The sequence below is a fragment of the Rhodococcus pyridinivorans genome, assembly GCF_900105195.1.
In the GTDB taxonomy this organism is placed as follows: Bacteria; Actinomycetota; Actinomycetes; order Mycobacteriales; family Mycobacteriaceae; genus Rhodococcus; species Rhodococcus pyridinivorans.
On the sequence record NZ_FNRX01000002.1, the window covers coordinates 3,262,257 to 3,281,369 of the forward strand.

Sequence of the window (19,113 nt, forward strand, 5' to 3'; positions counted from 1 at the left end):
GCACGGGTCCGCAGGCCCGCGGTGTACCGTGCCGTAGTGTTCCTCAGAAGTCTCGAACCCCGGACCGCACGCACGACCGCCGAGGTGGTCAAGGCTGTGGTGTGGCCCCTTGCCATACTGACGGTTCTGCACCGGGTCGTAATCAAAGCGGTCAACGGGTTCCGGACGGACGACTTCACCCCGGTCTACAACGCCGCGCTGGCCTTCCTCAACCGCCGGCCGGTGTACACCGCCGAGTTCCAGTGGGTCGATCCCCACTACCTCTATCCGCCTTCCGGCACGTTGTTGATCGCCCCGATCGCGGTGATCGACCCCGAGCGGTCGCGGTGGTTGTTCATCCTCGCCAATGCGATCGCGATCCTCGTCGCGCTCTACCTGTTGCTGCGCATGTTCGGTCTGCGACTCGATTCGCCGATCGCGCCGGTGCTGGTCTTCGCCGCGTTCGCGTCCGAGACGGTGACGAACACGCTCGTCTTCACGAACATCAACGGTCTCGTCCTGCTCGGCGAGATCGCGTTCCTGACGCTGCTGCTCAAACGACGTGATCTGTGGGCGGGGGCTGCGCTCGGCCTGACCTTCGCCGTCAAACCGATCCTCGCTCCCCTGCTGTTGCTCCCGCTCGTGCGCGGACAGTGGAAGGTCTTCATCACCGCCGCGGGTGTCCCGATCGCGCTGACGATCATCGCGTGGCCCCTGTCGGTCGACGCGTGGCAGTTCGTCGAGCACACCGTGCCGTACCTGCTCGAGTCCCGCGACTACTTCAACAGCGCGATCGTCGGCAACGGCATGTACTACGGGCTCCCGGCCTGGCTGATCTTCGGTCTGCGGGCGGTGCTCGCGGTGATGGTCGCGGTGTCGGTGTGGTTGCTCTACCGCTACTGCCGCCACGACGAGGTGTTCTTCGTGTGCACCGCCGGCGGTGTGTTGCTCGCGGCTTCGTTCCTGCTCGGATCGCTCGGCCAGATGTACTACTCGATGATGCTGTTCCCTCTGCTGATGACGGTGCTGCTGCCGAACTCCGTGATGCGGAACTGGCCCGCCTGGCTCGCCGTCTACGGCTTCCTGAGCTACGACTCGTGGCTGTCGAACCGGTGGGTGGAGGCCGGGCGCGCGGCGGAGTACATGAAGACAACCTTCGGCTGGTCGCTGCTGCTCATCGTCGTCTTCGCCGTCCTGCTCGACCGTTACCTCGTCGCGAAGCGCGAAGGGCGCCTGGCGGACGGCATCGAACCGTCGCACCTGCTCGAGGAGAAGCAGCCCGCACGGACGTGATCGTCCGTGCCGGTGCAGACGTGACGCGCGCGCCGAGCGCGGTTAGCGTGGAGATCATGACGTCTGCTCCTCGATCCGAACCCGCACCCAAGGTCGTCCACACCGACGAGGAATGGCGCGCGAAGCTCACTCCCGCCGAATTCGCCGTGTTGCGTCAGGCCGGCACCGAGCGTCCCTTCGTCGGCGAGTACACCGACACCGAGACCGCGGGCATCTACGAATGCCGCGCGTGCGGTGCCGAACTGTTCCGCAGCACCGAGAAGTTCCACTCCCACTGCGGGTGGCCGTCGTTCTTCGACCCCGCCGACTCCGACGCCGTGATCCTGCGCGAGGACAACTCGCTGGGCATGCGGCGCATCGAGGTGGTGTGCGCGACGTGCCACAGCCATCTCGGGCACGTCTTCGAGGGCGAGGGTTACCCGACGCCCACCGACAAGCGGTACTGCATCAACTCGATCTCCCTGCGCCTGGTTCGGTCGGAGTGATCCCGGCCGCGGCCAGCGCGGTCCACAGTGCGTCGTGCCGCTCGGTGGTCGGTGTCGGTTCGACGAGTTCGAACGCGCATCCGATCGACCGGGCGGCACCGTCCGCCTTCTCGCTGTCGCCGATCATCAGCGTCCGTCGCGGGTCGACACCGAGTCTGTCGACGGCGTGGCGGAAGATCTCCGGTTCGGGCTTGACGGCGCCCACCTCGAAGGACAGCGCGAACACCGACACGAGGTCGTCGATACCGAGCCGCGCGAAGGCCGGCCGCAGGTCGAAGGCGATGTTGCTCACCACGCCGACGGCGATCCCGTCTCCAGCGAGCGCCTCGATGACGGGGACGGTGTCGGGATAGACGGTCCAGCAGTCGGGGTCGGTCACCTTCTCGTAGAGCGCCTGTGCCTGTTCGGGATCGGCCACGCCCGATCTGCGCAGCACCGTCAGGTAGGCCTCGCGGTGCCAGCGCGGTTCGCGGTCGCGGTTGGTCCACGCGTGGTGCTCGTCGGCGTCCATCTCGACGGGCTGCCCGACGGGTTGCGTCAGCCGCCGCATGAGTTCGGCCTGCCGGTGCACGTCGAAGGGTCTGCCCTCGTGGTCGGTGACGTCCGCGAGCCAGCTCTCGTCCTCCTCGAGCCGGAACAGGGTGCCGGAGAAGTCGAACAGGACGGCATCGAAGGGGGTCTCGGCCATGTCCCGAGGCTAACGGCTGAGCGACAGTGGCAGGTCGGCTCGGCTAGATCTCCTCGAGCAGTCGCATCGCCGCCATCGCGGCGGGCCGGCCGCTCGCAGGGAATGTCCCGATGCGGACCGAGTCATGTGGCGCGAGGCTACCGACCGAGGGGCCGGCTTGCCACAATGTCTCGCATGGCTGAGACGGGTACGAGAATCCGGCGACACACGAAGCTGTCCGTCGTCGGCGCCGGGAGCGTCGGTACCGCGGTGGCGTATGCATGTCTACTCAGGGGTTCGGCAGACGCGATCGCGCTGTTCGACACGAACTCCGCGAAGGTGCGCGCGGAGGTCCTGGACCTGAACCACGGCACGCAGTTCGCGCCGTCGTGCCGGATCGAGGGCAGCGACGACATCGCGGTCACCGCCGGTTCCGATCTGATCGTCGTGACCGCGGGGGCCAAGCAGCATCCCGGCCAGTCACGTCTGGATCTCGCGGCGGCGAACGTCGCCCTGACACGGGACCTGACTCCCGGCCTGCTGTCCGTCTCCCCCGATGCAGTGATCGTCTTCGTCAGTAATCCGGTCGACATCGTCACCCGCGCCGCGATCGCGGCGACCGGCGTCTCGGACGGCCGGATCTTCGGGTCGGGCACGGTGCTCGATTCCGGCCGGCTGCGGTATCTGCTCGCCCACCGCGCCGACGTCGCGGTCGAGAACGTTCACGCGTTCGTCGTGGGGGAACACGGCGACTCGGAGGTCGCCCTGTGGTCGAGTGCGACGATCGGCGGCGTGCCGGTGGAGTCCTTCGCCGTCGACGGACGACCCGTCTTCGGACCGGACACCCGCGCCGAACTCTTCGAGGAGGTCGTGCGCAGCGCCTACGAGATCATCCGCGGCAAGGGCGCCACGAATCTCGCGATCGGACTGTCGAGTGCCCGCATCGTGGAGGCCGTGCTGCGGAACCAGCGCCGGGTGCTCGCGGTGTCGACGCTGCAAACCGGGCGGCACGGCCTGCAGGACGTCTGCCTCTCGCTTCCCACCGTCGTCGACGCGCGCGGCGCGCACACCGTGCTCGATGTGCCGTTGTCGTCGGAGGAGGAAGCGGGGCTGGCCGCCTCCGCGGCCACCCTGCGTGAGGTCCAGTCGTCACTCGGCCTGTGACCGCTCAGCGCTGCCGGACGACCGGCGGATCGTAGGCCCGGATGGGCGGCAACTCGCCGTCGAACCGCTCGACGTCGACGAGCACGTGCTGCCCCGTGCATCCGTGGGACAGCGACGACGTGCCGACGTCGGGGGTGAGCACGTTCGCGTTCCCGTGCACGCACATCGATCCGGGATCGGACGGATCCAGCGGGTCGTACCAGGCTCCCGTCGCGAGCTGGACGACGTTCGGCAGCAGACCGTCGTCGAGGACCACCCCGGCGAGGCACGAACCACGATCGTTGAAGACGCGGACGATGTCGCCGGCTTCCAGACCTCGCGCGACAGCGTCGTCGGGACGCATCCGGATCGGTTCACGGCCACGGATCTTCGACGCCTGGCTCACCGGGCCGTGATCGAGCTGCCCGTGCAGGCGCGTGGCCGGCTGATTGGCGATCAGGTGCAGTGGGAACCGTTCGACCCGCGGGGAGCCGAGCCATTCGTCGGGTTCGTACCAGGTGGGGTGCCCGGCGCAGTCGTCGTAGCCGAACGAGTCGATATCGGCGGAGAAGATCTCGAGCAGTCCGCTGGGAGTCCGCAGCGGGTTCGCCGCGGGATCGGACCGGAAGTCCTCGAAGAGGGTCAGATCGTCCTCGGTCCGCATCCGGACCGGTCCGCCGTACCAGAAGTCGTCGAAGGGCGGCGGGTCCTCGGTGCGCCGGTCGTCGGCGAGGACGAAACCGCGCCACTGCTCGTAGAGGTGTTCGAGCCACTCCCGGGAGGTCCGGCCCTCGGTGAACTGCTCGCCGAAGCCGAGGCGGTGGGCGAGAGCGGTGCAGGTGTCGTAGTCGTCGCGGGCGTCGGCGAAGCGTGGGACGGCAGCCTGCATCGCGACGAGCAGCGGATCGTTGCGCGTGCACGTCAGGTCGTCGCGCTCGAGCGCCGTGGTCGACGGCACGACGATGTCGGCGTGCTTGGCCATCGGCGTCCAGTACGGGTCGTGGACGACGATCGTGTCGGGCCGCTGCAGGGCGCGGCGGAGCCGGCCGATGTCCTGGTGGTGGTGGAAGGGATTGCCACCCGCCCAGTACACGAGCCGGATGTCCGGGAAGGTCAGGCGACGGCCGTCGTAGTCGAACTGCTCCCCCGGTCGCAACAGCAGGTCGGAGATCGCGGCGACGGGGATGAAGTCCTCGACGTCGTTGTTGCCCTGGAACAGGGTGGGCAGCGGATACGGGACGGGCGCGAGACCGGGTTCGTTCATCGAACCGTAGCCGTGGCCGAAACCGCCCCCGGGAACGCCGAGTTGGCCGAGCATCGCGGCGAGGGTCACGCCCGCCCAGGGCGCCTGCTCGCCGTGCCGCACGCGTTGCAGCGACCATGTGACCGACACCAGGGTGCGGCCACGGGCCATGCGTCGCGCGAGGTCGACGAGGGTTCCGGCCGGGATGCCCGACAGTCCGGCGGCCCACTCGGGGGTCTTCGGGACGCCGTCGGTGCGGCCGAGCAGGTACTCCTCGAAGCGGTCGTAACCGGTGCAGTAGCGGTCGAGGAACTCACGGTCGGCCAGACCCTCGGTGGCCAGGACATAACCGAGGGCGAGCATGATCGCGACGTCGGTGCCCGGCCGGGGCGCGAGCCACTCGTGCTCACCGTGCACGTCGCTGCGGATCGGGCTGAACGAGACGATCCGTCCGCCGCGGGCCCGCATCCGGTCGAGGGCGTCGCGGGTGGGGTGATCGCTCGTGCCGCCGTCGTTGACGGCGGTGTTCTTCAGCGGGATCCCGCCGAAGCACACCATCAGATCGGTCTCGCGGGCGATGACCTCCCAGGAGGTCGAGCGCGCGAACAGTTTCCAGTGGGTGCCTACGACGTGCGGCATGATCACGCCGGTCGCGCCGAGCGAGTAGGAGTGCACCGAGCGGGTGTAGCCGCCGAACATCTTCAGGAAGCGGTGCACCTGGCTCTGTGCGTGGTGGAACCGGCCCGGGGCGGACCAGCCGTAGGAGCCGCCGAAGATCGCCCGGTTGCCGTGCCGGTCCTTTACGCGCTGCAGGTCGCCCGCGAGGATCTCGGTGAGTTCGTCCCACGAGACCGCGACGTACTCGTCGTCGCCGCGTCGTGTGCTCGGTCCCGGTCCGTTCTCGAGCCAGCCGCGCCGGACGGCCGGACCGGCGATGCGAGCACGGTGCCGCACCGATCCGGGGATGTTCCCCAGGATCGGTGAGGGGTCGCGGTCCCCGGCGTAGGGCCGCACGGCGACGACCTCGCCGTCGCGTGCCTGCGCCGAGAACATCCCCCAGTGCGCCATCTGGGAGAACAGACGACCTTCTCCCTCGGGTGGCACCGCGCTCGTCGAGGTCACGTCAGGGCAGCGACGCGACGAGGGCTTCGACGTCGACCCGCGGTCCGGTGAAGAAGGGGGTCTCCTCCCGGACGTGCAGGCGCGCGTCGGTGGCACGCAGGTCGCGCATGAGATCGACGATGCGGTGCAGTTCCGGCGCCTCGAAGGCGAGGATCCACTCGTAGTCACCGAGCGCGAAGGCCGGAACGGTGTTGGCGCGGACATCGGGGTAGCCGCGGGCCGCCATGCCGTGGTCGGCGAGCATCTTGCGACGCTGCTCGTCGGGCAGGAGGTACCACTCGTAGGACCGCACGAAGGGGTACACGCACACGTAGTTGCCCGGCTCCTCCCCCGCGATGAAGGCGGGCAGGTGGCTCTTGTTGAACTCCGCGGGTCGGTGCAGTGCGGTGTTCGACCAGACCGGGGTGCTCGCGCGGCCGAGGATCGTGGTGCGCCGGAAGTCGGCGTACAGCTTCTGCAGATCCTCGATGTGCTCGGCGTGCGTCCAGATCATGAAATCGGCGTCCGCGCGGGTGCCGGCCACATCGTAGATACCGCGCACGATCACGTCGGTGTCGTCGAAGCGGGCGAAGAACGCTTTCGCGTCCTCGATCGCCGCGGCGCGGTCGTCGCCGAGGACGCCGGGCCGGACCTGGAAGACCGACCACATCGTGTAACGGAGAGTGGAATTGAGCTTGTCGTAGTCGAGACGTGCCATGACGTTCATCCTTCCATTCGTGCAGTCAGGCGTGCGGCTGCAGCCGTGCCTGTTGCGACACATGCGGGTACACCCACACCGTGCAGCATCGCGCCGGCGACCTCGAGTCCGTCGATCCCTGCGATCTCGGCCTCGAAGGCGGCGACGATCTCGCCGTGGTGTTCGCGGTACTGCGGCAGCCCGCCGTGCCACCGCTGCACGAAGGCGGCCACCGGTTCGGCGTCGACTCCGGTGACGGTCGCGAGATCCGCGCGGGCCAGCGCAATCAGGTCGGCCTCGGACGCGTCGACGAGCGCGTCGTCGCCGAACCGTCCGAACGACGCGCGCGCGAGTGCGACGGGACGTTCGGCGAGGTGCGGCCACTTGCGGCTCGACAGCGTGAAGGCCTTCGCCGACAGTTCCTCCCCCGTCGCGACGAGGATCCCGGAGTTCTGCGGCAGGCCGGCGTCGTGCGGCAACGCGAGCGCGACCACCACCGACGAGGCGAGCGGGATCTGCGCGACGCACTGCGCGGCGGATCGGACACTGTCGGAGAGCAGCCGGGCGGCGTCCGGGGCGGGCACGGCGAGCACCACACCGTCGACCTCGCCGAGCGGATCGACCGACCACCGGCCACCGCTGCGCTTCAGTCCGGATGCGGCTGTGCCGTAGAGGAACTCGGCGTCGGCCTCACGGACGAGGGCTTGGATCAGCACGCCGTAGCCCTCGCGCAGCGTCCCGAAGACCGGGGCGTCCGACTTCGGGGGCAGAGCGCGGGCGACGGCGTCGCTCAGGCTCGTCGCGCCGGCGTCGAGGGCCGCGGCGAGCGTCGGGACGGTGGCACGGACACCCGCGGTGTCGGACAGCCCCGAGTACACCCCACCGAGCAGCGGGTCGACGCTGCGCTGCACCACCTGCTCACCGAAGCGTGATCGGACGAGATCCGCGACGGAGACGTCGGAGTCCCGGTCCCAGTGGAACGGCACTGTGGGTTCGGCGGCAATGCGCGCCAGGGTCTCGTCGTCGACGAGACCCTCCACGGCCTGCGCCGAGGCGGGGATGCCCATGAGCGTGCCCGCCGGCAGCGGATGCAGTCGCGCGTCGGCGTACAGGAGCGGACGGGCAGCCGAGGGGTGGACGATGTGGGCGCTCAGGCCGAGTTCCTCGACGAGCGCGACCACCTCGGGTCGGCGTGCGATGAACGCCTCGGCGCCGACGTCGACAGGATCACCCGCGAGCGGGACCGTGCGGAGCTTGCCGCCGAGCCGCGACGATCGCTCGAGCACGACGATGCGGGCGGCGGCGCCGAGCGAACGACGCAGCCGATACGCGGCGACGAGCCCGCTGATCCCACCGCCGACGACCGCGACCGTCGGCGGGGTCACAGCGAATGCACCAGCTCGACCACTCGGGTGATGGCATCGGGATCGGTGTCGGGCAGCACGCCGTGACCGAGATTGAAGATGTGTCCGATGGCGCCGGCCTCGAGAGCACGGTCGGCCTCGGCGACGATGCGGCGCACCTCGCGTTCGACGACCTCCCGGCCCGCGAACAGAATCGCGGGGTCGAGGTTGCCCTGCAGGGCCTTGCCGGGGCCGACGCGGGTCGCGGCGACGTCGAGCGGGATGCGCCAGTCGACGCCGACCACGTCGGCGCCCGCCTCACCCATGGCGCCGAGGAGCTCACCGGTGCCGACACCGAAGTGGATGCGCGGCACCCGCGCACCGGCGATCTCGGCGAAGACACGCTCGGAGTGCGGCAGGACGTACTCGCGGTAGTCGGCGAGCGAGAGGGCGCCCGCCCACGAGTCGAAGAGCTGGACGGCGTCGACACCGGCGCCGATCTGCGCGCGCAGGAAGCCGATAGCGACATCGGTGAGCTTGCCGAGGAGCGCGTGCCAGGTCTTCGGGTCGGCGTGCATGAGCGCCTTGGTGTGCTCGTGGTTGCGGCTGGGTCCGCCCTCGACGAGATAGGACGCCAAGGTGAAGGGCGCCCCCGCGAAGCCGATGAGCGGGGTGTCGCCGAGTTCGCGGGTCAGCAGACCGACCGCGCGGGCGACCGCCCCGACCTCCTCGGCCTCGAGGGACGGCAGCGCGGCGACATCGGCGGCGGTACGGACGGGGTTCGCGACGACCGGGCCCGTCCCGGCGACGATGTCGAGGTCGATACCTGCCGCCTTGAGCGGGACGACGATGTCGGAGAACAGGATGGCAGCGTCGACCTTGTGCCGCCGCACCGGCTGCATCGTGATCTCGCAGACGAGCTCGGGGTCGAAGCACGATTCGAGCATGCCGACGCCGGCCCGGATCTCCCGGTACTCGGGCAGGGAGCGGCCGGCCTGACGCATGAACCACACGGGCCGGTGGACGGGCCGCTCACCGCGCGCGGCCGCCAGCAGGGGCGCATGCGGCAGGATCCTTCGCGCGGGGTACTCCGCGGGCACCGCAGAGCCGACGTTCGTGTTCTCCAAGCCGGTCATCGATCCTCGTTCTTCGGGCACTGCGCGCCGTCGCGCAGGGCAGCGTCTGTCGGGTCCCGGACCGAGACGTGTGGCGCGGACCCGCTGCCCATGCTGCCACGACCGCGCCGCCCACCGGAATCGGCGCGCCTCCCGCGTGCGGTGCGTCACCGGCACTAACCTCCGCTCGGTGACCACCTCGCCCGCCGAGCCGGCCCGCTTCCGTTCCGCAGTCGATGCGATGAACGCGGCTACCGTGCGCCCGGAGATCGAGGTCGGGCCGATCCGACCCCCGCAACGGCTCGCTCCCTACAGCTATGCACTGGGCGCCGAGGTCCTGCACGACGAGACGGAGGGGGTGACCGAGCAGTCGGAGGGCGACGCGTTCGGCCGTCTCATCCTGCTCTACGACCCCGACGGCGACGAGGCGTGGCACGGGACCACCCGGCTCGTCTCGTACATCCAGGCCGACGTCGACGAGAGCCTGGCAGCGGACTCGCTGCTGCCGGAGGTCGCGTGGAGTTGGCTCGTCGACGCCCTCGCCGCGCACGGTGAACCGCTCACGGCGCTGGGCGGCACGGTGACGGCGACGACCTCCGTGCGGTTCGGGGACATCGCGGGCCCGGGACGCGCCCACCAACTGGAACTGCGCGCGTCGTGGACTCCGCAGTCCGACATGCTGACCCTGCACGTGGAGGCGTTCTGTGACGTCCTCGCATATGCCGCGGGTCTGCCTCCGGCGGGGGTTGCGCGACTCCAGCGGTGAAAACCGCTGCAATCCGACCGGATTTCTAGAACCTGTTCTACTCTTGATTCCATGCAGCGCCTCAGCGGGCTCGATGCCGGTTTCCTCTACCTCGAGACCCCCAGTCAGCTCCTCCACATCTGCGGGCTGATCGTGCTGGATCCGTCCACCGTCCCGGGCGGCTACGACTACGTGAGACTGCGCAACGAACTCGAAGCGCGCCTCACCGCCGTACCCCAGTTCCGGATGAAGCTCGCCGACAGCAGGTTCAACCTCGACCATCCGGTCTGGGTCGACGACCACGACTTCGACCTCGACCGGCACGTCCACCACGTCGGCGTGCCCGCCCCGGGCGGCCGGACCGAGCTCGCGGAGCTGTGCGGACACATCGCCGCGCAACCCCTGGATCGCTCCCGGCCACTATGGGAGATGTGGTTCGTCGACGGTCTCGACGACGGCAGGATCGCCGTCATCGCGAAAATGCATCACGCCGGAGTGGACGGGGTCTCCGGTGCCGCACTCATCGCGCAGCTGTGCAGCCTCGACCCGGCCGATCCCCGGCCCGAACCGGTGCAGTGGGGTGCCGGCGACGCGAACGATCTCGCCATCGCGATCGCCGGAGCCCTCAACGTCGCCCGCCGGCCTCTCCACCTGCTGCGGATCCTTCCCGGCGCGGTCACATCGCTGACCTCCTGGATCGCCCGCGCCCGACGCGGCGACGCCATGCCCGCGCCGTTCACGGCGCCGCGCACCCCGTTCAACTCCACCATCACCGGACACCGCACCGTCGGCTTCGCCGAGCTGAACCTCGACGACGTGAAGCTGGTGAAGAACGTCTTCGGCGTCACCGTCAACGACGTGGTGATGGCGGTGTGCGCCGGCGCGCTACGCCGATATCTGGAGCGGCGCAGCGAGCTGCCCGACTCCCCGCTCATCGGGATGATCCCGGTCTCGGTCCACGGCAGGTCGGATCGGCCGGGACGCAACCAGGTCTCGGCGATGTTCGCCGACCTCCACACACACATCGCCGACCCCGCAGAGCGGCTGCGGGCACTCTCGGAAGCGAACGCGGTGGCCAAGGAACACAACGCCGACCTCGGCGCGAACCTGCTGCAGGACTGGTCCCAGTTCCTCGGCGCGGCCGTGTTCGCCCCCGCGATGCGCGCCTACGCCGGACTGCGGCTCGCCGACCGGCACCCGGTGATCCACAACCTCGTTATCTCCAACGTGCCCGGACCTCCCGTGCCGCTGTACTTCCTGGGCGCCCGCATGACGGCGATGTACCCCTTCGGCCCGATCTTCCACGGCGCAGCGCTCAACATCACGGTGCTCTCCCTCGACGGCAGGCTCGACATCGGTCTGATCTCGTGTCCCGATCTCGTCCCCGACCTGTGGAAACTCGTCGACGACTTCTCCCCCGCCCTCGAGGACCTCATCCTCGCGGCCGGCGCGGAGAACGACGACATCCTCACATCGGATGTGGAGCGCGACGATGTCGTCTCGCAGGAGAGGTGACGGTGTTCCGAGGGGAGTTCGCGAGGCGTCGAGCGGGTCCGTGCGTGTCCACCGATCGGACGTTCCGGACAGGAACGGAATTGCACACGGGGACGACACCGCTAGAGTCACGCCCATGCCGGCACAGAACGACGAGGACGAGCAGAAGAGCACGAGCGTGACCACGGTGCCGCTCCTCGAACCCCGCGACGGCGTCCCGAAGGTCGTCACCACGGCGCGCGGGGTCGCCGACGCGGCAGCGATGCTCGCGCAGGGACACGGCCCGCTCGCCGTCGACGCCGAACGCGCATCGGGCTACCGCTACTCCGGGCGCGCCTATCTCGTACAGCTCCGTCGTGACGGCGCCGGCACGGTGCTGCTCGATCCCATTCCCACGCGGGACGACCTCGCTCCCCTGACCGAGGTGATCAACGACCTCGAATGGGTCCTGCATTCCGCCGACCAGGATCTCCCCGGCCTGGCCGAACTCGGACTCCGTCCGGCGAAGTTGTACGACACCGAACTCGCCGGTCGTCTCGCCGGATTCCCCCGCGTCGGTCTCGCCGCGATCGTGGCCGAGACCCTCGGCCTCGAACTGCGCAAGGGCCACGGTGCGGCGGACTGGTCGACGCGACCGCTTCCCGACTCGTGGCTCAACTACGCCGCGCTCGACGTCGAACCGCTCGTGGAACTCCGCGACGCGATGGCGCGCGAACTCGAGCGGCAGAACAAGACCGAGTGGGCCGCTCAGGAATTCGAGCACATCCGGCTCGCGGGGCCGCCCGCTCCGAAGCCCGATCGGTGGCGGCGCACGTCCAAGATCCACGCGATCAAGGACCGACGCCGCCTGGCGATCGTCCGGGAACTGTGGACCACCCGCGACGAGATCGCCGCCCGGCGTGACATCGCCCCGGGGCGCATCCTTCCCGACTCCGCGATCATCGCCGCCGCGGAGGCGAATCCCACGAGCGTCGAACAGTTGCAGGAGCTTCCGGTTTTCGGCGGTCCGCGGCAGCGGCGTTCCTCCCGTGCGTGGTTCAACGCGATCGAGCGGGCCCGTGCACTGCCGGAGGACCGGCTCCCACCTCTCACGCCGCCCCTGACCGGGCCTCCCCCAGCCGGCCGGTGGTCGCGTCACCACCCTGAGGAGGCCGCACGTCTCGCCCTCGCGCGCGGCGAACTCACCGCTCTGAGCGAGGAAGTCGCCGTTCCCGTCGAGAACCTGATCAGTCCCGAACTCGTTCGGCGCCTGTGCTGGGACTGGGACGTCTCCGACGGGGCCGACGTCGAGGAGTACATCGACGGCCGCTTCGCCGAGGGCGGGGCACGGCCGTGGCAGCGCGCGCTGACCGTGCCGCGACTCGCGAAGGCCCTGACGGCGGAGAACTGATCTCCGCCGTCTGCTCTGCGTGCCATCTACTTCCGGCGGCTGCCGCGTCCTGGACATCACATCAAGGCCGAAGAACCGCTCGTACACGTCGCGGCCGCCGTGGAACATCACCGCGGCGATCCACAACTGGAGCCTCGGATCGAAGGCGTTGTATCCGTCGGAGCGGACCGGTGCGTGGGCGCGGTCGACGAAACGCACCACCCTGCGCCGTTCCTCGTCGTCGCCGAACGCCACGAGGAAGAGGTACGCGCTCGTGTTCCGGAAACGTGTGACGGGATCGATGAGCGCCCTGCTGTGTTCCACCACACCGTGCTCTACCGGAGGCAGAGCGATCTCCATGAGGAACCTCCGGGTCAAGTCAGCGGGAACGCCGCTTCACCCACCACACCCCGTACGGTCGCGTCCGGTCGTCGCCGAGTCATGGAACGGGACTGTATTTCCAGATCGCACGGTGTCAAGCGGAGGTCCTCACCGCTCGGGCAGGTCGCAGACAGAGCGACGGCGCGGAGAGAATATTTCTTAACTTCTTACCCACTCGGAGGCGTCGCCACACTCCATGCCGCGTTCGAAGTCCGCCTTGTGGGCGAGTTCTCGCCGGAAACGTCGAGTCGGCCGTTCACCCCGGCGTAATGTTCCCCTGAAGAAAACACACTGTGTCCAACCCTTTTCCCGCTCTCGCGGCCAGTCCGATCCAGGAGTTCCTCGGTGACCCAACCATCGACCGCACACGCCGCGAAAGTCATCGCCGTGACCGTCGCGGCGGCCGTGGGCGGTTTCCTGTTCGGCTTCGACAGCTCGGTCATCAACGGCGCCGTCGACTCCATCCAGGACAACTTCGCGCTCAGTTCGTTCGTGACCGGTTTCGCCGTCGCCATCGCCCTGCTCGGCTGTGCCGTCGGCGCGTGGTTCGCCGGACGCCTCGCCGACAGTTGGGGCCGCAAGCGGGTGATGCTCCTCGGCTCCGCCCTGTTCGTCATCTCGTCGATCGGGTCCGGTCTGGCCTTCAGCGTTCCCGATCTCATGCTGTGGCGTGTGCTCGGCGGCCTCGGCATCGGTATCGCGTCGGTCATCGCACCGACCTACATCTCCGAGATCGCACCCGCTCGCTACCGTGGCGCCCTCGCATCACTGCAGCAGCTCGCCATCACTCTCGGCATCTTCGCGGCCCTGCTGTCCGACGCGGTGCTGCAGAACGCCGCCGGTGGAGCGTCGAACGAGCTGTGGTGGAATCTCGAGGCCTGGCGGTGGATGTTCCTCGTCGGCGTCGCGCCTGCCGTCCTCTACGGTGTACTGGCGCTGACGATCCCGGAGTCCCCCCGCTATCTCGTCGGCAAGGACATGGACGAAGAGGCTGCGGCCGTCCTGGCCAACGTCACGGGCGAGCTCCGGCCCGACGAGCGTGTCCGCGAGATCCGGTTGACGCTGCGACGCGAGTCGAAGGCGTCCTTCGGCGACATCCGCGGCCCGGTCTTCGGTCTGCAGCCGCTGGTGTGGGTCGGCATCACGATGGCCGTCTTCCAGCAGTTCGTCGGTATCAACGCGATCTTCTACTACTCGACGACACTGTGGAAGTCGGTGGGCTTCACCGAGAACCAGTCGTTCACGACCTCGGTGATCACCGCCGTGATCAATGTGGTCATGACGTTCGTCGCGATCCTGTTCGTCGACAAGATCGGTCGCCGTCCGCTGTTGATGACCGGTTCGATCGGCATGTTCGTCAGCCTGCTGCTCGCCGCGATCGCCTTCTCGCAGGCGGTCGGCAACGGTGAGGACGTCGAACTTCCGGCACCGTGGGGTGCGCTCGCCCTCGTCGGCGCGAACGCCTTCGTGATCTTCTTCGCCGCCACCTGGGGTCCGATCATGTGGGTGATGCTCGGCGAGATGTTCCCGAACCGCATGCGCGCGGTGGCCCTCGGTATCAGTACCGCCGCCAACTGGATCGCGAATTTCACGGTGACACTGGCGTTCCCACCACTCACCTCCGCGGTCGGCCTGTGGTTCCTGTACGGACTGTTCGCGTTCTTCGCCCTGCTGTCGTTCTTCTTCGTCAAGGCCAAGATCCCCGAGACCAAGGGCATGGAACTCGAGGAGATGCAGAGCTAACCGATACAGACGCCAGGGGCGGTATCCGGATCACCGGATACCGCCCCTGGCGTTTGCTCACCTGCGTCGGTCGGACTCAGCCCGCTTCGCGGTCGGACTGCTCGACCGCCGACGGTCGCGATCGCTCCTCGGGTTCGCTGTCGAGGCCGGCGACCCAGCCGGTGACCTGACGCGCCACGTCCTGGGCAGTCAGACCGAGTTCGGCGTGGATCTCGTTGCGGGAGGCGTGATCGAGGAACTTCTGCGGCACCCCGAGATCGCGGGCGGGCACGTCGACGCCGTTGCGGCGCAACGCGGCGGAGACCGCCGAGCCGACACCACCGTGGAGGCCGCTGTCCTCGATTGTGACGACGATCCGGAAGCCGCGTGCGAGGTCGACCACCGCGTCGGGCACGGGGAACACCCATCGCGGGTCGACGACCGCGGCGTCGATGCCCTGCCTGGAAAGACGATCGGCGACGTCGAGCGCGAGACCGGCGAAGGCGCCGACCGCGACGATCAGTGCGTCGCCGCACCGCGACGGCGGCATCCGCAGCACGTCGACCGTGCCGTCGAGACGCTCGATCGCCGGGATGTCTTCTCCCACCGAGCCTTTGGGGAACCGGAGGACGGTCGGGCCGTCGGAGACGTCGAGCGCCTCACCGAGTTCCTCTCGCAGCGTCGCCCCGTCGCGCGGAGCGGCGACCCGGATGCCGGGAACGATTCCCAGCAGGGACAGATCCCACATGCCGTTGTGACTGGCCCCGTCGGAACCCGTGACGCCCGCCCGGTCGAGCACCACGGTGACCGGCTGCCGAAGCAGTGCGACGTCCATGAGCAACTGGTCGAAGGCGCGGTTGAGGAAGGTCGAGTAGACGGCGACGACGGGATGCATTCCGCCGAGCGCGAGACCCGCCGCCGACGTCACCGCGTGCTGTTCGGCAATGCCGACGTCGAAGGTGCGCTCGGGGAACCGTTCGCCGAACTTGGCGAGGCCGGTCGGTCCGGGCATCGCGGCGGTGATCGCCACGACGTCCTCCCGCTTCTCCCCCAGCGCGATGAGTTCGTCGGAGAAGACCGACGTCCAGTCGGGAGCGGAGGCGGACTTCGCCCGGCCCGTGCGCGGATCCATCACGCCGGTGGCGTGCATCTGATCGGCGAGGTGGTTCTCGGCGGGCGCGTAGCCCGCTCCCTTGCGGGTGACGGCGTGGACGAGGACCGGACCGCCGTACGCCTTCGCGCGACGCAGCGCCGATTCCATCGCCTGCTCGTCGTGCCCGTCGACCGGGCCGAGATACTTGATGCCCAGATCGGTGAAGAGCACCTGCGGGCTGACCGCGTCCTTCACACCGGCCTTCATGCCGTGCAGCACCGAGTAGGCCGCCGAGCCGATCCAGGGGATCCGCTTGACGATGCGCCGACTGTTGTCGAGCACCTTCTCGTAGCCGGGCTTGAGGCGCAGCGCCGCGAGGTGCTCGGCGAGACCGCCGATCGTGGGCGCGTAGGAGCGGCCGTTGTCGTTGACGACGATCACCATCGAACGGTTCTGCCCGGCGGCGATGTTGTTGAGCGCCTCCCAGCACATACCGCCGGTCAGCGCGCCGTCGCCCACCACGGCCACCACGGTCCGATCGGACTGTCCGGACAGCGAATAGGCCTTGGCGAGTCCGTCGGCGTACGACAGGGCCGCCGAGGCGTGCGACGACTCGATCCAGTCGTGTTCACTCTCCGCGCGGCACGGGTAGCCGGACAACCCGCCTTTCTGCCGGAGACCGTCGAACTCGTCGCGACGACCGGTGAGGATCTTGTGGACGTAGGCCTGGTGACCGGTGTCGAAGAGGATCGGATCGCGTGGCGAATCGAACACCCGGTGCAGAGCGATGGTCAGCTCGACGACGCCGAGATTGGGACCGAGGTGACCGCCGGTCGCCGCGACCTTCTCGACCAGGAATTCCCGGATCTCCCCCGCGAGCTCGGTGAGCTCCACAGGAGAGAGTCGACGTAGATCGTCGGGCGACTGGATGCGGGACAGAACACCCAACTGGAACAGCTCCCTCCGGCTCGTGCCTCACGCTCGTCGCGCGAGTGATTTCCTCAGTCTACGGAGCGCGGGAACGGAGCGTCTCCCGCCACCGCCTCGCTTCCGCGTGATCTCCTGGTCACCGGCGGACGGATCGCCCGCCGGTGAGCGAGGTCACCCTCACGAGGAGATGTCGGCGCGATCGGCCGGCGACTTCTCCTCGACGAGGTCGATGGTGGTGCGCAACGCCTGGTTCGGGATCAGCACCACTGCCACCAGGGTAACGACCGCGAACGCCGCCGCCACGAGGAAGAGGGTCGCCGTCGCGTCGCCGTAGGCGGCACGGATGACTTCGGCCACCGGCTCGGGCAGCTGGGAGAAGTCGAGGCTTCCACCCGATCCGCCGCCGGAGGTGTCCACACCGAGCTTCGCGAGACCGTCGGCGGAGATCGTCGCGACACGGGACGCGAGGATCGAACCGAGCACCGACACACCGATCGCGCCACCGAAGGTGCGGAAGAAGGCGACCGAGCTGCTTGCGGCGCCGATGTTGCGCACGCTCACGGTGTTCTGCACGGCGAGGACGAGGTTCTGCATCAGCATGCCGGTGCCCAGACCCACGATCGCGATGTACACGCTGATCAGCGTGAGCGAGGTGAGGTGGTCGACCGTGCCGAGCAGGCCGAAACCGACCATCTGCAGGATCGCGCCGCCGATCAGGAAGCCCTTCCACTTGCCGAAGCGCGTGATGAGCCCACCGGAGAGCATCGACGAGACGAGCGTGCCGGCGACCATCGGGATGGTGAGCAGACCGGCGACCGTCGGGCTGTAGGCCCGCGAGGTCTGGAAGTACTGGCCGAGGAAGGTGGTGGCGCCGAACAGACCGATACCGACGGCCACGGACGCGATGATCGCGAGACCGGTGGTGCGTTCGGTGACGATCTTCAGCGGGATGATCGGATCGGCGACCTTCGTCTCGACGATCAACGTCGCGACGAGCAGGACGATGCCGGCACCGACGTACAGGGCGGACTCGACCGAGATCCACTCGTAGTAGCCGGCCTTGCCGGCGAAGGACACCCAGACGAGCAGGACGCTCACCGCGGCGGTGATGAGCGTGGCGCCGAACCAGTCGATGCTCACGTTCTCCTTGCGGACGGTCGTGACATGCAGCGTGCGCTGCAGCAGGATCAGCGCGACAACGGCGATCGGAACGCAGACGTAGAAGCACCAGCGCCAGCCGAGGAGGTCGACGATGACACCACCGAGCACGGGTCCACCCGACATGGCGACGGCCATGACGGCGCCCATGTAGCCGGAGTACCGGCCACGCTGGCGGGGCGGGATGATGCTGCCGATGATCGCGACGACGAGAGCGGTCAGACCACCCATGCCGATGCCCTGGATCACGCGGGCGGCGAGCAGGACCGGCACGTTGTGCGCGATACCGGCCAGGACCGAGCCGATCACGAAGACCAGGATCCCGAGCTGGACGAGCAGCTTCTTGTTGAACAGGTCGGCGAACTTGCCCCAGATGGGCGTCGACGCGGCGTTCGCCAGCAGCGCCGTCGTGATGACCCAGGCGTACTGGGTCTGCGTGCCGTTCAGATCCGCGATGATCGTCGGCAGGGCGGTCGAGACGATGGTGCTGCTCAGCAGCGCCGTGAAGAGGGCGGCGAGGAGGCCCGACAGCACGACGAGGATCTCGCGGTGCGTCATCTGCTCCTCGGCTGCCGGAGCATCCGGCTGCGCTCCCTGTCCGGAGACTGTGGTCATGAATTGGTCCTTCGAGTATCGATGACGAGCGGAGCCAGGGAGGAGGTGAGACGTTCGAGCGTCGTGATGGCGCCTGCGATCTCGTCCTCGTGCCAGTCCGAGAGTTCTGCGGAGAGCCGTTCGGTCCTGCGCTTCTTCACGATGTCGAGGATCTCGATACCCGCGACCGAACAACTCACCCGATGAGCACGACGATCGTCGGGATCGGGATGTCGATCCACGAGGCCTCGCTCGACGAGTTCGGCGATCTGTCTGCTCAACGACGACTGGCTGACGCACATTTCGACGGCGAGCTCGCTGGGCCGGCACTCCCCCATCCGTGCGAGCACGAACAGCACCGCGACGAGCGCGGAAGGAAGCACATCGGTGTCGTGGTGCACGAGTGCACCGCGCAGCGTGCGACCGAACATGAAGATGGCGTCGGCGAGTTCGTGGGCCTGAGCCTTTTCCGGCACAGCGAACCTCCGTCGGAATGAACTAATTGATTACGTCATGCAACTATACAGGTTAGTTGCGTACTACAAGCAATCTCTTTTCACG

The 19,113-nt window shown here is 68.5% G+C and carries 15 protein-coding genes and 1 pseudogene; 7 read left to right on the forward strand and 9 right to left on the reverse strand.

Annotated features, from left to right (window positions below; all coding sequences use genetic code 11):
• Positions 1 to 36: 36 nt before the first annotated feature.
• Both BLV31_RS15465 and msrB read left to right on the forward strand, forming a co-directional pair.
• Complete coding sequence (locus BLV31_RS15465; RefSeq protein ID WP_230809471.1) at positions 37 to 1,272, forward strand: glycosyltransferase family 87 protein; 1,236 nt, start codon at positions 37 to 39, stop codon at positions 1,270 to 1,272.
• Between the two features lie 56 nt (positions 1,273 to 1,328).
• Entirely contained in the window at positions 1,329 to 1,757 is a 429-nt protein-coding gene (msrB, locus tag BLV31_RS15470) for a peptide-methionine (R)-S-oxide reductase MsrB (RefSeq protein ID WP_037216658.1), read from the forward strand.
• On the opposite strand, the gene BLV31_RS15475 is transcribed toward msrB, so the two are convergent.
• Positions 1,720 to 2,445, reverse strand: a complete 726-nt coding sequence (locus tag BLV31_RS15475; RefSeq protein WP_019289229.1) for an HAD family hydrolase — start codon at positions 2,443 to 2,445, stop codon at positions 1,720 to 1,722. The genes msrB and BLV31_RS15475 overlap by 38 nt on opposite strands.
• Before the next feature lie 174 nt (positions 2,446 to 2,619).
• On the opposite strand from BLV31_RS15475, the gene BLV31_RS15480 reads away from it, so the two are divergent.
• The gene (locus tag BLV31_RS15480) at positions 2,620 to 3,588 is read left to right on the forward strand and encodes an L-lactate dehydrogenase (RefSeq protein WP_006551368.1); all 969 of its coding nucleotides are present in this window, start codon (positions 2,620 to 2,622) and stop codon (positions 3,586 to 3,588) included.
• A gap of 4 nt (positions 3,589 to 3,592) precedes the next feature.
• On the opposite strand, the gene BLV31_RS15485 is transcribed toward BLV31_RS15480, so the two are convergent.
• The 4 genes from BLV31_RS15485 to hemE are packed head-to-tail and all read right to left on the reverse strand — an operon-like array spanning position 3,593 to position 9,087.
• Entirely contained in the window at positions 3,593 to 5,878 is a 2,286-nt protein-coding gene (locus tag BLV31_RS15485; RefSeq protein WP_064060817.1) for a molybdopterin-dependent oxidoreductase, read from the reverse strand.
• 55 nt (positions 5,879 to 5,933) lie between these two features.
• The gene (hemQ, locus tag BLV31_RS15490) at positions 5,934 to 6,629 is read right to left on the reverse strand and encodes a hydrogen peroxide-dependent heme synthase (RefSeq protein WP_024100734.1); all 696 of its coding nucleotides are present in this window, start codon (positions 6,627 to 6,629) and stop codon (positions 5,934 to 5,936) included.
• A gap of 5 nt (positions 6,630 to 6,634) precedes the next feature.
• Positions 6,635 to 7,993: a protoporphyrinogen oxidase gene (locus BLV31_RS15495; protein ID WP_019289226.1), complete on the reverse strand. Its 1,359-nt coding sequence runs from the start codon at positions 7,991 to 7,993 to the stop codon at positions 6,635 to 6,637.
• On the reverse strand, positions 7,990 to 9,087 hold the full coding sequence (gene hemE, locus BLV31_RS15500; protein WP_064060811.1) for a uroporphyrinogen decarboxylase: 1,098 nt from the start codon (positions 9,085 to 9,087) through the stop codon (positions 7,990 to 7,992). Before hemE ends, BLV31_RS15495 begins: the two co-directional genes overlap by 4 nt.
• A 169-nt stretch (positions 9,088 to 9,256) precedes the next feature.
• Here hemE and BLV31_RS15505 point away from each other — a divergent pair, with 169 nt between their 5' ends.
• From BLV31_RS15505 to BLV31_RS15515, 3 genes are all read left to right on the forward strand, one after another.
• Complete coding sequence (locus BLV31_RS15505; RefSeq protein ID WP_064060816.1) at positions 9,257 to 9,832, forward strand: DUF3000 domain-containing protein; 576 nt, start codon at positions 9,257 to 9,259, stop codon at positions 9,830 to 9,832.
• Between the two features lie 51 nt (positions 9,833 to 9,883).
• Positions 9,884 to 11,326 (forward strand): WS/DGAT/MGAT family O-acyltransferase, encoded by a 1,443-nt coding sequence (locus tag BLV31_RS15510; RefSeq protein ID WP_019289223.1) that lies wholly within the window; start codon positions 9,884 to 9,886, stop codon positions 11,324 to 11,326.
• 115 nt (positions 11,327 to 11,441) lie between these two features.
• Positions 11,442 to 12,695, forward strand: coding sequence for an HRDC domain-containing protein (locus tag BLV31_RS15515; RefSeq protein WP_064060810.1), 1,254 nt, complete (start codon positions 11,442 to 11,444; stop codon positions 12,693 to 12,695).
• Positions 12,696 to 12,818: 123 nt separating this feature from the next.
• On the opposite strand, the pseudogene BLV31_RS25460 reads toward BLV31_RS15515, so the two are convergent.
• A pseudogene (locus tag BLV31_RS25460) lies at positions 12,819 to 13,034 on the reverse strand (oxygenase MpaB family protein); the annotation flags it as partial.
• Positions 13,035 to 13,400: 366 nt separating this feature from the next.
• On the opposite strand from BLV31_RS25460, the gene BLV31_RS15525 reads away from it, so the two are divergent.
• Positions 13,401 to 14,798 carry a sugar porter family MFS transporter gene (locus BLV31_RS15525; RefSeq protein ID WP_064060809.1) on the forward strand — a complete coding sequence of 466 codons (1,398 nt, stop codon included), beginning with the start codon at positions 13,401 to 13,403 and terminating at the stop codon, positions 14,796 to 14,798.
• 76 nt (positions 14,799 to 14,874) lie between these two features.
• Here the strand turns inward: BLV31_RS15525 and dxs are convergent, their stop codons facing one another.
• From dxs to BLV31_RS15540, 3 genes are all read right to left on the reverse strand, one after another.
• Positions 14,875 to 16,818 carry a 1-deoxy-D-xylulose-5-phosphate synthase gene (gene dxs / locus BLV31_RS15530; RefSeq protein ID WP_072740497.1) on the reverse strand — a complete coding sequence of 648 codons (1,944 nt, stop codon included), beginning with the start codon at positions 16,816 to 16,818 and terminating at the stop codon, positions 14,875 to 14,877.
• A 159-nt stretch (positions 16,819 to 16,977) separates the two neighbouring features.
• Positions 16,978 to 18,573 (reverse strand): MDR family MFS transporter, encoded by a 1,596-nt coding sequence (locus tag BLV31_RS15535; RefSeq protein WP_006551358.1) that lies wholly within the window; start codon positions 18,571 to 18,573, stop codon positions 16,978 to 16,980.
• Positions 18,570 to 19,028 carry a MarR family winged helix-turn-helix transcriptional regulator gene (locus tag BLV31_RS15540; RefSeq protein ID WP_006551357.1) on the reverse strand — a complete coding sequence of 153 codons (459 nt, stop codon included), beginning with the start codon at positions 19,026 to 19,028 and terminating at the stop codon, positions 18,570 to 18,572. Before BLV31_RS15540 ends, BLV31_RS15535 begins: the two co-directional genes overlap by 4 nt.
• Positions 19,029 to 19,113: the final 85 nt, after the last annotated feature.